At 72.1% G+C, this 13663-nt stretch carries 15 protein-coding genes; 8 read left to right on the top strand and 7 right to left on the bottom strand.

Going from position 1 to position 13663, the window contains the following annotated elements; genetic code table 11:
* Positions 1–30 precede the first annotated feature (30 nt).
* Both AB0P24_RS15655 and AB0P24_RS15660 read right to left on the bottom strand, forming a co-directional pair.
* Positions 31–999 (bottom strand): 2-oxoglutarate and iron-dependent oxygenase domain-containing protein, encoded by a 969-nt coding sequence (locus tag AB0P24_RS15655; RefSeq protein WP_365794138.1) that lies wholly within the window; start codon positions 997–999, stop codon positions 31–33.
* A 1-nt stretch (position 1000) separates the two neighbouring features.
* A complete protein-coding gene (locus AB0P24_RS15660; RefSeq protein WP_365794140.1) occupies positions 1001–1501 on the bottom strand; it encodes a nucleoside deaminase in 501 nt (166 codons plus the stop codon).
* A gap of 111 nt (positions 1502–1612) precedes the next feature.
* Between AB0P24_RS15660 and AB0P24_RS15665 the strand changes: the two genes are divergently transcribed.
* Together AB0P24_RS15665 and AB0P24_RS15670 are read left to right on the top strand one after the other, a co-directional pair.
* Positions 1613–2878, top strand: a complete 1266-nt coding sequence (locus AB0P24_RS15665; protein ID WP_365794142.1) for a PucR family transcriptional regulator — start codon at positions 1613–1615, stop codon at positions 2876–2878.
* A 138-nt stretch (positions 2879–3016) separates the two neighbouring features.
* Entirely contained in the window at positions 3017–3994 is a 978-nt protein-coding gene (locus tag AB0P24_RS15670; RefSeq protein ID WP_365794329.1) for a CorA family divalent cation transporter, read from the top strand.
* Positions 3995–4006: 12 nt separating this feature from the next.
* Here the strand turns inward: AB0P24_RS15670 and AB0P24_RS15675 are convergent, their stop codons facing one another.
* Positions 4007–5401, bottom strand: a complete 1395-nt coding sequence (locus AB0P24_RS15675) for a cytosine permease (RefSeq protein ID WP_365794144.1) — start codon at positions 5399–5401, stop codon at positions 4007–4009.
* Positions 5402–5675: 274 nt separating this feature from the next.
* Entirely contained in the window at positions 5676–6326 is a 651-nt protein-coding gene (locus AB0P24_RS15680) for an NAD(P)H-dependent oxidoreductase (protein WP_365794146.1), read from the bottom strand.
* Between the two features lie 125 nt (positions 6327–6451).
* Between AB0P24_RS15680 and AB0P24_RS15685 the strand changes: the two genes are divergently transcribed.
* Positions 6452–6802: a helix-turn-helix domain-containing protein gene (locus AB0P24_RS15685; protein ID WP_365794148.1), complete on the top strand. Its 351-nt coding sequence runs from the start codon at positions 6452–6454 to the stop codon at positions 6800–6802.
* Positions 6803–6809: 7 nt separating this feature from the next.
* On the opposite strand, the gene AB0P24_RS15690 is transcribed toward AB0P24_RS15685, so the two are convergent.
* Both AB0P24_RS15690 and AB0P24_RS15695 read right to left on the bottom strand, forming a co-directional pair.
* Positions 6810–8030: a hypothetical protein gene (locus tag AB0P24_RS15690; RefSeq protein ID WP_365794150.1), complete on the bottom strand. Its 1221-nt coding sequence runs from the start codon at positions 8028–8030 to the stop codon at positions 6810–6812.
* 167 nt (positions 8031–8197) lie between these two features.
* Positions 8198–8464: a PLD nuclease N-terminal domain-containing protein gene (locus AB0P24_RS15695; RefSeq protein ID WP_365794152.1), complete on the bottom strand. Its 267-nt coding sequence runs from the start codon at positions 8462–8464 to the stop codon at positions 8198–8200.
* An 85-nt stretch (positions 8465–8549) separates the two neighbouring features.
* Between AB0P24_RS15695 and AB0P24_RS15700 the strand changes: the two genes are divergently transcribed.
* Positions 8550–9041, top strand: coding sequence for a DUF3515 family protein (locus tag AB0P24_RS15700; protein WP_365794154.1), 492 nt, complete (start codon positions 8550–8552; stop codon positions 9039–9041).
* A gap of 9 nt (positions 9042–9050) precedes the next feature.
* On the opposite strand, the gene AB0P24_RS15705 is transcribed toward AB0P24_RS15700, so the two are convergent.
* Positions 9051–9611, bottom strand: coding sequence for a TlpA disulfide reductase family protein (locus AB0P24_RS15705; protein WP_365794156.1), 561 nt, complete (start codon positions 9609–9611; stop codon positions 9051–9053).
* A gap of 63 nt (positions 9612–9674) precedes the next feature.
* On the opposite strand from AB0P24_RS15705, the gene AB0P24_RS15710 reads away from it, so the two are divergent.
* The 4 genes from AB0P24_RS15710 (at position 9675) to AB0P24_RS15725 (ending at position 13627) form a co-directional block, all read left to right on the top strand.
* Positions 9675–11132 (top strand): menaquinone biosynthesis decarboxylase, encoded by a 1458-nt coding sequence (locus AB0P24_RS15710; RefSeq protein ID WP_365794158.1) that lies wholly within the window; start codon positions 9675–9677, stop codon positions 11130–11132.
* A gap of 97 nt (positions 11133–11229) precedes the next feature.
* A complete protein-coding gene (mqnP, locus tag AB0P24_RS15715; RefSeq protein WP_365794160.1) occupies positions 11230–12132 on the top strand; it encodes a menaquinone biosynthesis prenyltransferase MqnP in 903 nt (300 codons plus the stop codon).
* 296 nt (positions 12133–12428) lie between these two features.
* Positions 12429–13088 (top strand): UbiX family flavin prenyltransferase, encoded by a 660-nt coding sequence (locus tag AB0P24_RS15720; protein WP_365794162.1) that lies wholly within the window; start codon positions 12429–12431, stop codon positions 13086–13088.
* 83 nt (positions 13089–13171) lie between these two features.
* Entirely contained in the window at positions 13172–13627 is a 456-nt protein-coding gene (locus AB0P24_RS15725) for an Lrp/AsnC family transcriptional regulator (protein ID WP_103812702.1), read from the top strand.
* The last annotated feature ends 36 nt before the right edge of the window (positions 13628–13663 follow it).

Consider the following 13663-nt stretch of genomic DNA (forward strand, 5'->3'; position numbering starts at 1 on the left):
TGTTGGGTCACGAATCCTGACTCTGTGAGATCAGCCGACGGTGATGGCGTCCAGTTTCTCCCGCAGGTAGACGTGCGAGTCGACCGGCGGGTACCCGACCCTGCCGACCGGTGCCGGGACGGACTCGACGGTCGTGCCCGGGGTGCACTCGCCGAAGTAGACCAGGGACATCAGCTCCTCGGCGGGCGCGTCCGTGGGCGGCGGCAGCACCCGGTGCCGGCCGGAGCGCCACCGGTCTCCGGTCCAACGGGCCATCAGGTCACCGATGTTGATGGTGAACGCGGCCGGGTCGAAGGGCGCGTCCTGCCAGCCGCCCTCGTCCGTGTACACCTGTAGCCCGCCCTTGCCGGCCTGCCGGTCCAGGATGGTCACCGTCCCGAAGTCGGTGTGCGGCCCGATCCGGAACTGCCCCGGCTCGGGCTCGCCGAGCACCTCGGTACCCGGATACCAGTTGATGTTGAAGCCGTACGTCGGATGGTCCATGTGCCGGGAGAAGAAGTCCTGTTCGAGCCCGAGCGCGTACCCGAGGAGGGACAGCAGCTCCTTCTCCAGGTCGGCCATCCGGGCGAGGTACTCCTCGCAGAGGGTGCGCAGTTCGGGCACTTCGGCCGGCCACACGTTGGGCGCGTACCACTCGGCGTTGACCACCGGGTCGTCGAACGGCTCGTGTGTCGCGAAGGTCAGCGACTCCTTCAGGTCGGGCGGGGTCTCGGTGCCCTCCGAGTAGCCGTTGGCCTCCGCGCCGGGCCCGAGCCAGCCGCGTCCGCCGACCTTCGCCTCGTACGCCCGCTTCACGCCCGCGGGCAGTGCGAAGAACCGGCGGGCGGCCTCCCGGACCCCGCCGCGCAGCTCCGCGTCGACCCCGTGCCCGGTGACGAGCAGGAAACCGGCGGTCTGCAGGGCGCTGTCGACGGTCCGGGCGATCGCCCGCCGCTCGTCCTCGCCGCCGTCCAGCCAGGGGCGCAGGTCGACGGTGGGGATCCGGGGGCTGCTGCTCATGTCATTCACCGATGTCCTCGTTCCACAGGGCCGGGTTGTCCTTGATGAAGCCGCGCATCATCGCGACGCACTCCGGGTCGTCCAGGAGCACGATCCGCACGCCGTGGCCGGCGAGCCAGTCGTGGCCGCCGTGGAAGGTGGCCGCCTCACCGATCACGACCCGGGAGATACCGAACTGGCGGACCAGGCCGGAGCAGTACCAGCACGGTGACAGGGTGGTCACCATGGTGGTGCCGCGGTAGGTCCGCTGCCGGCCCGCCGCGCGGAAGGCGGCCGTCTCCGCGTGCATGGAGGGGTCGTCGTCCTGCACGCGCCGGTTGTGACCGCGGCCGAGCAGGGTGCCGTCGGCGCCGTAGAGCGCGGCGCCGATCGGGATGCCCCCCTCGGCGAGTCCGGCGCGGGCCTCGGCGACGGCGGTGGCGAGCCAGGACCGGGCCTGTGTCCGGTCCAGGGGGTCCAGAGGGGCCAGGGGGTCCGGCGGATCCATGGGCGTGGGCTGCATGACTTCACTCTCCTGTGGCCGAAACACGAGGGCAACGTGCGGAAAGTACCCTCCGGGCAACCCCCGGCCGGACGAAATGTCAGCGGCCGTGCCCGTCCCCTGGAGGCCGCCGTGCCCGCACTCACCCTCCGCGAAGTCCTCGCCCTCGACCCGGTGCGGGCGGCCCGCCCCGAACTCCTCGCCGGCGAGGGCGCCCTCGACCGTCCCGTCCGCTGGGTCCACTCCAGCGAGGTCTACGAGGGCGCCAACTTCCTCGACGGCGGCGAGCTGCTCCTCACCAACGGCTTCGGGCTGACCGACACCGGCGACGAGGTCCGCCGCCGGTACGTGCGGGAACTGGCGGCGCGCGGCGCGGCCGGGCTCGCGGTGGAGGTCGGGCGGGCGCTGCCCAGCATGCCGCCCGAGGTGACCGACGAGGCCTGCCGTCTCGGCCTGCCGCTGCTCGCCCTGCACCGGGTGGTGCCGTTCGTGCGGATCACCGAGGCCGCCAACCGGGCGATCGTGGCCCGGGGCCTGTCCGGCCGCCGTACGGTGGTCCGGCCCTGGGGCGACGACCACGCGGCGGCGCTGCTCGCCGACCTGGCCGACGGGCAGGCCCTCAACCAGCCCGAGGTGGAGGCGCGGGCCGCCCTCGCCGGGTTCCACCCCGGCCCCGGCCCCGGCGCCCGGCTCCTCGGCGTCTCGCTGCACGGCAGCCGCGGCGTGGGCGCGGTGGACCGGGCGGTACGGGCGCTGGGCGGGGCCGGGGTGCTGCGGGCCGTGTTCCCGGGGGACGTCCTCGCGCTGCTCGCGGTGCCGGCCGCGGTCCCCGGCGATCCCGTGCGGGCCGTGCAGGAGGCGTTCCGGGGCGCCGCCGAGCCGGGGGCCACGGTCGCCGTCGGCCACGCGGTCGGTCCCGGCGGCTGGCTGCACTGGAGCGAGACCCTGCGGGCGGCCCGGACCACCCTGGAACTCGCGCTGACCGTGCCGCCCGCCGAACCGGCCGTGCCCGAGGGCCCGGCGGTGACCTCGGCCCGCGCCCTCGCCCTGGAGCGCGAGCTGACCCGGGGCGGGGTCGCCGCCAACCGCGACCGCCTCGCCGCCCGCGTCCAGCACACTCTCGGCCCGCTGCTCGCCTGGGAGGCGGCCCACCCCAGCGATCTGGTCCGCACCCTGGAGGTGCACCTGCGGCACGGCTGCTCCCCGACCCGCACCGCCGCCCTCCTGCACATCGGCCGCCAGTCCCTCTACCAGCGCCTGGAACGCATCGAGTCCCTGCTCGGACTGGAGATCGACGACCCCGACCTGCTCGGCGACCTCCTGACGGCGGCCTGCGCACACCGGGTGGTACGGGGGACGGGGACGGCTCGGGCCCGGGGGCTGCGGACGGTGGCCTAGGGGCGCCCCCCGCATCCGGGGCGGCGCGGCCCCGGGCACCATGCCCTACCGGGCCGCCCCCTCGCCCGGACGGCCCGCACCTGGTCGGCGGCAGCGGGTGCGCGCGCGGCGGGCCGCACGCACGCTGGGAGCGTGGTGATGATCGTGACGGTGGTGTCGGTGCCGGACGGGGGCACGAGGCGGGTCTCCGTGCGGGAGGCGCGTCGGCGGCTGGCCACGGACACCTTCCTGCTCCTCGATGTCGAATTGCAGGAGCGGCAGAGCCCGGAAGAGGAGCCGGTGGCCCGCAGTCTCGGCCTCCCGGAGGAGGAACTCGAATGGTTCGGCAGCCCGGACGAGTCCGCGCGCGCCGACTACCTGGGGCAGGTCGCCGGATTCGTCGTGCCGCTGGTCCACGACGGCGAGATCGCCCATGTGCACGCCCTGGCGGGCGACCGCTTCCTGGTGCTCGCCCACTGGGGCCTGCGGGCCGCTCTGGAGCATGACATCACGGCGCAGGTGCGGCGGGAGCGGCCCGCCGACGCCGTGGCCATGCTGTTCCTGCTGCTCCAGGACGCGCTCGCGACGTTCCGCCGCGCCGCGGTGGCCGCGCTGATCCAGGTGGAGGAGCTGGAGGACGACATGTTCGAGAGGCGGCGGCCCGAGCAGTTCTACCTGCTGTCCCGGCTGCGCCGCCACTCCGCCGTCCTGCACCACTCGCTGCTGCCCTACCTCCAGGCGGTCGAAGAGGTGATCACCCGCAGGATGATGAGCCGCGACTTCCCGGAGGAACGGCAGCGGCTCGCCCGGGAGTTCCAGCGCGCGGCGCGCGTGGTCCTCGCGGACATCGAGTCCCTCCAGGACGCCACCCGCCGGGCCTTCGCCAGCTACGGCTCCCTGGTCGCGGGCGAACAGAACGGCGTCATCAACCGGTTGGCCATCGTCTCGGTGATCTTCCTGCCGCTGTCGTTCCTCACCGGGTTCTTCGGCATGAACTTCTCCTTCCTGACGAACCGGCTGGAGACCAGGGACGAGTTCTGGCTGCTCGCCGTGGGACTCCAGCTGGTCGCCGTGGCCGCCTCGCTCTTCCTGCTGCACCGCACCGGTGTCTGGCGCAGGCTGCGGGACGAGGACTAGCAGGAGGGGGGACTAGGAGGTTCGCCGGCGCATCCGCAGCGCCGCGTACAGCAGGGCGCTCACCGCGAAGCCGACCAGCGGGGTGATGTCGCCGAAGGCGGGGTGGTGCTCGGGTACCCAGCCCACGTAGTCCTCCTGGTTGGAGAAGAGCGGGACGGAGACCGCGACGCCGATCAACAGGGCGGCGAGCCCGGGCCAGTTGGTGAAGGAGCGGTCGGCGAGGCGGGCGGCGAGCTCCTCGTCGGTGGCGGTACGGCCCTGGAGCCACCGCTCCACCAGCACGACCCCCAGCCAGGGCGCCACCCAGTACGCGATGACCAGCAGGAACGCCTCGTAGGCCGCGCCCGCGTCGTCCAGCGAGGCCCAGGCGGCCGCTGTCCCGGCGAGGCCCGACACCACGACCAGGGCGCTGCGGCTCAGCCAGGTGGGGAGCTTCAGGCCGAAGGAGGCGATGGAGATCGCGCCGGAGTACACGTTGAGGGCGTTCGCCGAGACCCCGCCGAGCATGATGGCGAGCAGGACGAGGTCACCGAGCCAGCCGGGGAGGTGACCGGTGAAGGCGGCCGTCGGGGTGGCGTCCTTCGGGGCGATGATCGTGGCCGAGGCCGCGCCGATGACGGCGACGATCGAGACCGACACGAACAGGCCGACGGCCGGCCACAGGACCGTCTTCACCTTGTTCGCGGTGCGCGGCAGGTAGCGGGAGTAGTCGGTGGCGTACGGGTTCCAGCCGGCCGCGTAGCCCCAGGCGGCGCTGAAGGCGAGCAGGAAGCCGCCGACGCCGCCGCCCGAGCCGCCCCCGCCGAGGTCCGCGTCCTTGAACGTCCACACCCCGGCCAGCAGGAAGACCACCGCGAGTGCCGGGAACGCGTACTTCTCGAAGGTGTGCACGAAGTTGTGGCCGATGAAGCCGATCAGGATCTCGGCGACGACCACGAGAAGGAGGGAGGGCAGGGGCCGCAGACCGGTCAGCGTGTTCAGGGCGAAGGCCGCGCTCACGCTGTTCACGGCGAACCAGCCGACGCCCGCGAGCAGGCCGTTGGCGGCGGAGGGCAGGATGTTGCCGAGGAAGCCGAAGGAGAAGCGGCCGATCACCATCTGCGGGACGCCGAACCGCGGGCCGTCCAGCGACAGCACGCCCTGGGTGACCGCGCCGAGCGCGGTGCCCAGCAGGATCGCGGCGGTCGCCGTCCAGAAGTCCAGGCCGAAGAAGAGGACCGCGATCACGCCGATGTAGACGGTCGCGAACTCGATGTTGGGGGACGCCCAGGTCCACAGCAACTGGAGCGGGCTGCCGTGGCGTTCGGCGTCGGGGATCGGTTCCGAGCCCGCCGCCTCCACGGCGATGACCCGGTCGCCGTACTCGGGCGCGATACTGGTGGTGGAACCGGCGGGAGCAGTCGTCATACGAGGTAAGTGTCGGGATCGCTCCCGGTGCGGCCCAGGGGCGCACTGTCCGCTTCGGGCGGCTCACCGGCGTACAACCTGCACGTACGGGGGAACTTCCGAGGGCCCGGAGCCCTCGGAAGCTCCCCGCGTCAGCGCGCATGACGGCCTCCGGCGTGCCGGGAAGCCAGAACGCGTCCGTCACCACCACCACCGCCCGCCGCCAGAGCCGCATGTGCCGGGGCCGAGCGGCGCAACCCGCCCCGCGCGAGGGGACCGCGGGCCGGTGCGTACGTTACGCGGCGAGACGGTCCGCCAGTTCCTTCGCCTTGCTGGCCGCGTCCTGGAGGGCGCGGTCGCGGGAGGCCTCGTAGAGCGGCACGAGCTCGGCCATCGCCGGGTTCTGCGGGGCCATGGTCAGCTCCGGCACGATGAAGTCGACGTCCAGGCCGAGACCTTCGGACAGCAGCGCGGTCAGGTAGTTCTGGACGTACTCGAACTGCTCCCGCGGGGTGCCCGGCGCGTACGAGCCGCCGCGGCTGGCCACCACGGTGACCGGGGTGCCCTTGGCGGAGGGGTTCTCGCCCATCGTGCGGTTGAACAGGACCACGTTGTCCAGCCACGCCTTGAGCGTCGACGGGATCGTGAAGTTGTACATCGGGGCGCCTATGAGCACCGCGTCCGCCTGCTCCAGCTCCTCGATCAGCTTCAGCCGCGCCGCGAAGGCGTCCGCCTGCTCGGGGGTGTGGGTGGCGGGGTCGGCGAAACCGGCCGTGTGGGCGGCCGCGGTGAGGTGCGGCACCGGGTCCGCCGCCAGGTCGCGGTAGACCACCGTGCCGTCGGGGTGCTGCGCCAGCCAGGCGGTGCGGAAGGCGTCCGTGACGGCACGGGAGGAGGAAGCCCCGCCGGGGAGGAGGGACGAGTCGATGTGGAGAAGAGTGGCCATGAGAGGTCTCCGGATACACGGGCCCGAGGCAGGGCCGCAGCAACTAAGAATTCGTACTCGACTATAGATAGCACAGGTGCTTACTTTTTTTCAGTCCCCCTCCCGGAGGGCTGTATCCTGATCCCATGGCGGTGGAGCAGGCGCATGACCCGGAAGCGTGCAAAGGCGTCGACGCCGGCATCACGCGCGTCTTCCATGTGCTCGGCAAGCGCTGGAACGGCCCGATCCTGTCCGTCCTGCTGGACCGGCCGACGCACTTCGCCAGCCTGCGCCGCGCCATCCCCGGCATCAGCGAACGCATGCTGTCCGACCGGCTCGCCGAACTCGGGGCGGCGGGACTCGTGGTCCGCGAGGTCGACGAGGGCCCGCCACTGCGGGTCTCCTACCGGCTGACCGCGGCGGGGGCGGCGCTGGAGCCGTCGCTGAAGGCGCTCGGGGACTGGGCGCGGGACCACTTGCCGGACTCGCCCTGCTGAGCACTGCTCAGTCGGGGAGCCGGTCCAGGACCCAGCTGCCGAGTTCCTCGGTCATGAGGGCGTGCGCCTCGTTGGCGGAGGAGAGCAGGAAGTCGTCGGCCTCCGAGTCCTCCGGCGGGAGTTCGCCGATGTCCGCGTAGAGGTCGGCCTGCTGGTCGAGGTCGCGGATGGCGACGGCGCTGACGGAGGGGACGAAGCACACGCTGCGGTGGGCGGCCTCGGTGTTCTCGCCGGCGGCGGCGAGCGCGTCGGCGAGGAGGCCGAAGGACTCGAGGGTGCCGCCCGGTGCGCCGTCGAGTTCCGGGAAGCCGTCGGTGGTGATCGCATGGGGGCCGCCGAGGACGCCGTGCACCGCGGCCACCTCGGCCTGCCGGCCCTGCGCCTGGGCGAGGAAACGGGTGCCGTCGAAGAGCGGGCCGGCGCAGCTCAGGGTCTTCGCCCCGGCGCGGACACCGTTGCCGGTGCCGTCGCCGCGGCCGCTGGAGACGGCGAGGACGCGGGGAAGGCAGGGCCAGCCGCCGACGTCGTGGAGCTTCCGCTTGAACTCGGTCCGCAGCGGGCTCTCCTGGGGGGTGGCGCCGATGCCGTCCAGGTGGCGCCAGAGGAGTTGCCGGGCGGCGGGGCTGCTGATCTGCCGGAGGTAGGTGTCGTCGTACGGGGCGAGGTGGTGGGCGAAGGCCTGGAGGCCGATCGGCAGCCAGGCGCCCCGGTGCGGGCTGTCGAACGAGAGGTAGACGCCGGTCCGGTGATCGAGGCGCTGTGTCTCCATCCTGGCCAGCGCGTACCGGGCGACCAGGCCGCCCGTGCCGAACCCGCCGACGAGCAGCCGGGCGCCGCCCAGTTGCTCGGCGACGGTCCGCATGACCGCGGCGGTCATGGTCTCGGCGTTCTGGAGGACGGACGCGCCGCGCTCGGCGAACCCGACGAGGACCAGCGTGCGTCCACGGCGCCGCAGTTCGCTCACGAACGGGAACGGGCCGTCCTCCATCCTGTTCCAGAGCCAGTCGAAGTCGGTCGGCCCGAGGCCCAGTCCGTCGGCCAGGACGACCGGCCGCACCATGCCCTTGGGGCCCGCCCCGTAGTACACCCGGGCTCTGCCGCCGGGCAGTTCCCACTCCTCGTCGGCCGAGGGCGCCGGCGCGGCCGCCCGTGCGCCCATCGGGGTCACGAGTCCGAACGACCCGGCGGCCCGCCTCGCCCTCTCGACCATGCTGTCGGCCACAGACATCCCTCTCCACGCTGCCGGCAACGGTTCAGGGAGCATCCTCCGCGTGCGAACCCGGCAGCATGCGCTTTCGCCGTGTTTTCACCAATGCGTGTTAAATGGTGCGATTTGTGCGCGGTGGAGTGTCAGGACGTCGGCTTGTCCAGCGGCAGGCCGAGGCGCTCGGGCGATCAGTCGGTGCGTGGATCGTCCGGCTTCAGGGACTTCAGGAACTCCGGGTTGTCGTCCGGTGCGACCCATCGTCCGTGTGGTTGCCGGGACCGGCCCGCGATCAGCCAGGCGACCGGGCCGACCAGGACCTCGCCGAAGAGCAGGATGACGAACACCCACGCCAGTTTCGGCAGCGCGCGGATCTCGTCCTCGGGGGTGTTCAGGCAGTCCACGAAGGCGTAGATCCACAGCGCGAGGACCAGCAAGTAGGGCAGATACCTGAGCATGGCGGCCAGACTAGCGGGTGGCCGAGGCCGCGGATCGGCACCCGGGCATCATGGTTCCCCGCTGACGGGAGGGGAAGCGGTGCGGGTGCGCGGGTGGTCTCGCAGGGGCCGGGTGGCGGCCGGGCTGGCCGGGGTGGGGCTGGTGGTCGGGGGCGGGCTGGTGGCCGGTGAGCTGGACTCGCCGGTGTTCGGCCTGGCGCAGGGGCCGTTCGCGCCGGACCCGGCCTGTGCGCGGCTCGCCGACCGGTACCCCGGCCGGCTCGGGGGCAGCACGCGGGACCGGGTCACCTTCGAGGGCCTCGCGGTGTGGGGGCACGGAGCGGTGGAGCTGCGGTGCGGTGTGAATCCGCCGGCACCGACCACGCAGGCGTGCGTCAGCGTGGACGGCGTGGACTGGGTGTGGCGCGAGACGGCGACGGGCGGCCGCAAGAAGCTGGTCACCTACGGCCGCAGCCCCGCCGTGGAGGTCTCGATCGCCGGCTCCGTTTCGAGCCCGGACGCCGTCCTGGTGGACCTGAGCCGCCTGGTGGCGCCGATCCGGGAGGGGGACAAGTGCCTCGCCGGCGGCGCGAGGTGACGACGCCCGCTACTCCGCCAGCAGCGGCCGGGTGATGGTGCGGACGTCGGCCTCCGTCAGGGGGCTCAGGTACTTCGCGGCGATCTTCCCGTCCCGGTCGATGAAGAGGGTGTACGGCAGCGCCTGCGGCAGGTACCCCTTGGGCAGCCGGACGAGCTTGCGGCTGCCGGCGTCGTGCAGGCTCGGGTACGTCAGGTGATGCTCGTCCTGGAACGCCCGCCCCTTGTCCTGCCGGGCGTCCGTGTCCACCCCGAACACCTGGACCCCCTGCGCCGCCAGCGCCTGCTGCGCCCTGGACAGTTCGGGCGCCTCGGCCCGGCAGGGCCCGCACCAGGACGCCCAGACGTTCAGGACGACGACCCTGCCCCGGTAGGCGGCGAGGCTGACCGGCCTGCCGTCGAGGCTGCTGCCGGCGAGGTCGGGTGCCGTCCTGCGGTCGGCGGCCGGCACGCGGGTCAGCGGGGAGACCGGCGAGGCGCCGGCCTCCCGCGGCGGCGCACAGGCCGCGGCGAGCACGAGCAGCGGCACGAGCAGCGGGGCGAGCAGCGGTAACCGGCGATGACTTTTCACGGCCGACCAGTATGCAGGGGGCGGTGACCGGCCCCGGACCCCGGGTGGCCGATACTGGGACCCATGGCTTACGACGATCTTCGCTCCCTGCTCCGGGCACTGGAGCGCGAGGGTGACCTCAAGCGTGTCAAGGCCGAGGTCGACCCGTATCTGGAGGTCGGGGAGATCGTCGACCGGGTGCAGAAGTCCGGCGGACCGGCCCTGCTCTTCGAGAACGTGAAGGGGTCGGGCATGCCCCTCGCGATGAACGTGTTCGGCACCGACCGGCGGCTGCTGAAGGCCCTGGGCCTGAAGTCGTACGGCGAGATCTCCGAGAAGATCGGCGGACTGCTGCGCCCCGAACTTCCGCACGGCTTCGTCGGTGTGCGCGAGGCGTTCGGGAAGCTCGGCGCGATGGCGCACGTGCCGCCGAAGAAGGTCAAGTCCGACCACGCGCCCGTCCAGGAAGTGGTCCTGACCGGGGACGACGTCGACCTCGACCAGCTCCCGGCGCTGTTCACCTGGCCGCAGGACGGCGGCTCCTTCTTCAACCTGGGCCTCACCCACACCAAGGACCCCGAGACCGGCATCCGCAACCTCGGCCTGTACCGCTTGCAGCGCCACGACCGGCGCACCATCGGCATGCACTGGCAGATCCACAAGGACAGCCGCAACCACTACCAGGTGGCCGCCCGGCGCGGGGAACGCCTCCCGGTCGCGATCGCCTTCGGCTGCCCCCCGGCGGTCACCTACGCCTCCACGGCCCCGCTCCCCGGAGACATCGACGAGTACCTGTTCGCCGGGTTCATCGCGGGCAGGCGGATCGAGATGGTCGACTGCAAGACGGTCCCGCTCCAGGTGCCCGCGCAGGCCGAGGTCGTCCTCGAGGGCTGGCTGGAGCCGGGCGAGATGCTGCCCGAGGGCCCGTTCGGCGACCACACCGGCTTCTACACCCCCCAGGAGCCGTTCCCGGCCCTGACCATCGACTGCGTGACGATGCGGAGGCGCCCGCTGCTCCAGTCGATCGTGGTGGGCAGGCCGCCGACGGAGGACGGCCCCCTCGGCCGCGCCACCGAACGCTTCTTCCTGCCCCTGCTGAAGATCATCGTCCCGGACATCGTGGACTACCACCTTCCCGAGGCCGGCGGCTTCCACAACTGCGCGATCGTCTCGATCGACAAGAAGTACCCGAAGCACGCGCAGAAGGTCATGCACGCGATCTGGGGGGCGCACATGATGTCCCTCACCAAGCTGATCGTGGTCGTCGACTCCGACTGCGACGTCCACGACCTGCACGAGGTCGCCTGGCGGGCCCTCGGCAACACCGACTACGCCCGTGACCTCACGGTCGTCGAAGGCCCCGTCGACCACCTCGACCACGCTTCCTACCAGCAGTTCTGGGGCGGCAAGGCGGGCATCGACGCGACGAAGAAGTGGCCCGAGGAGGGCTACACCCGCGACGGCGGGTGGCCGGACATGGTCCTGTCGGACCCCGATACGGCGGAACGGGTGACGCGGCGTTGGAAGGAATACGGACTGTGAGGGCCAGGGCGATGACGATGCGTGGCAGCGCGGCGGCGGACCTGCTCCGCCGCGGCGGAGCAGGTCCGGTCGATCACCGGCGGACGGAGTCCGTCCTGTGAGCGCCTCTGCCGCCGCGGTGCCCCAGCCGGGCAGGACCCGCGCCTTCCTGCGCCTGGTGATGATCGAGCACTCGGTCTTCGCGCTGCCCTTCGCGTACATCGCCGCGCTGACCGCGATGTTCGAGCTGGACAAGAACATCCACTGGGGACGGCTGCTCCTGGTCACCGTCTGCATGGTCGGCCTGCGCACGTTCGCCATGGCGGTGAACCGGATCATCGACCGCGAGATCGACGCCCGGAACCCGCGCACCGCCCACCGTGAGCTGGTCACCGGCGCGATGAGCGTCAAGCACGCCTGGACGGGCGCGCTGATCGCGGTGGCGGTCTTCCTGGGCTCGGCGGCCCTCCTGAACCCCCTCTGCCTGGCACTCGCCCCCGTCGCCGTGATCCCGATGGTGGTCTACCCCTACGGCAAGCGGTTCACGAACTTCCCCCAGGCCATCCTCGGCCTCGCCCAGGCCATGGGGCCGATCGGCGGCTGGCTGGCGATCAGCGGTGAGTGGTCCTGGGACGCGGTGATCCTCGGTCTCGCCGTCGGCATCTGGATCGGCGGCTTCGACCTGATCTACGCCTGCCAGGACATCGAGACCGACCGAGAGATCGGCGTCCTGTCGGTCCCGGCCCGCTTCGGCGTCCCGGCGGCGATCTGGGGCGCGCGGGTGTGCCACGCGGTGACGACGGGGCTGTTCGTCTGGTACGCGGTCCTCACCGGTGCGGGCGCGTTCTTCTGGCTGGGGCTGGTGATCGTGGCGGGCGCGTTCGTGTACGAGCACACCATCGTCCGCCCGCACGACCTCTCCCGCCTGAACCGCGCCTTCTTCAGCGTCAACGGGTTCATCGGGATTGCCCTGTTCGTGTGCGCGCTCCTCGATCTCGTGGTGCGGGGGCTCACCGTCTGAATACGGTGCGGCCTGCCATCGTGCGCAGAAAGAGGGAGGCCGACGTGACCGTCTCGGACAGCGACCGCCTGCACTCGCAGCTCGCCCGGTACGAGGACATGTTCCGCGGGTACCGGACGGATACCTCGGCCGGGACACGCTCCCCTACGGGGGCAGGCTGACCGTGGAGACGAAGCTCGGCAGCCTCACGGTGGACACCTCCCGCCTCCGCGTCGGCCCCAAGGCCCCCCACCCGGCCTGAACCTCGGTCGGCGCGCCGGTACGCTCAAGATGTGAACGCAGGAGAAACGCAGCGCGTGCCTTGGATCGTGGGGGTGTCCGGGGCGTCCGGAACGCCGTATGCCGCTGCTGTGCTGCGTGCCCTGCTGGACGCGGGGGAGAGCGTCGACCTGGTGGTCAGCCGGGCCTCGCGGCTCACCCTGCTGGACGAGACCGGGATCTCCTTCCGGGACGCGCACTGGAGGGACGACCTGGGGGAATGGCTGGCACGGGGGGCCGACGGCAAGCCGGTGGCCTTCCAGGGCGACCTCGCCCGGGTGCGGTACTGGAGCGCCGGGGACCTGGCCGCCGGGCCGTCCTCCGGGTCGTATCCGACGAAGGGCATGCTGATCGTGCCGGCGTCCACCGCCGCCGTCGCCGGGGTCGCGATCGGCCTCTCCAAGGACCTGCTCCAGCGGGCCGCCGGCGTCACCCTGAAGGAGCGCCGGCCGCTCGTCGTCGCCGTCCGCGAGACCCCGCTGAACGGCCAGACCCTGCGCCACCTGGTGACCCTGGACGACCTGGGGGCGGTCGTCGTCCCCGCCTCACCCGCCTTCTACGCGGGCGCGACCCACATCCAGGACCTCGTCGACTTCGTCGCCGGGCGGGTGCTGGACGCGGCCGGTGTGGGGCACCGGCTCTACCGCCGCTGGGAAGGGGAGCTCGGCGGCGCGAGCGCGCACGACGCGAACGAGTAGCACCCACCCCCGGCACCACCTCTGCATCACCTCTGCATCACCTCTATCTACTTCGGGAATCTTCAGCGGAAGGCTTCGATCGCATGGACGCCGTGGACAGGCAGCTCATCCAGGCCCTGAGGGAGAACGGCCGGGCCTCGTACGCGGAGCTGGGCCGCCTCGTCGGACTGTCGGGACCCAGCGTCACCGACCGCATCAACCGGCTGGAGGCGGCCGGGGTCATCACCGGCTACCGCGCCACCGTCGACGCGGCCTCGCTCGGCCTCGGCGTCACCGCCCTGATCGGTATCTCGCTCTCCGACGCGGCCGACCACGAGGACGTGGCACAGCGGCTGCGGGACCTGCCGGAGATCGAGGACTGCTGGTTCATCGCCGGTGACGACTCCTTCATGCTCAAGGTGCGTTCGACGGATGTGGACGGCCTGGAGAAGACCATCCGGCGGCTCTCCGGGACGAAGGGCGTCTCCCGGACCCGTACCACGATCGTGCTGTCCACGAAGTGGGAGAACCGGGTGGGGGAACTCCCGGAAGAGGTGTAGGCGCGAAGCACCGTTCGGGGGCGCCGTCCGCCCGAA

It is taken from the genome of Streptomyces sp. NPDC086519 (assembly GCF_040686075.1).
GTDB classification, from domain to species: domain Bacteria; phylum Actinomycetota; class Actinomycetes; order Streptomycetales; family Streptomycetaceae; genus Streptomyces; species Streptomyces shenzhenensis.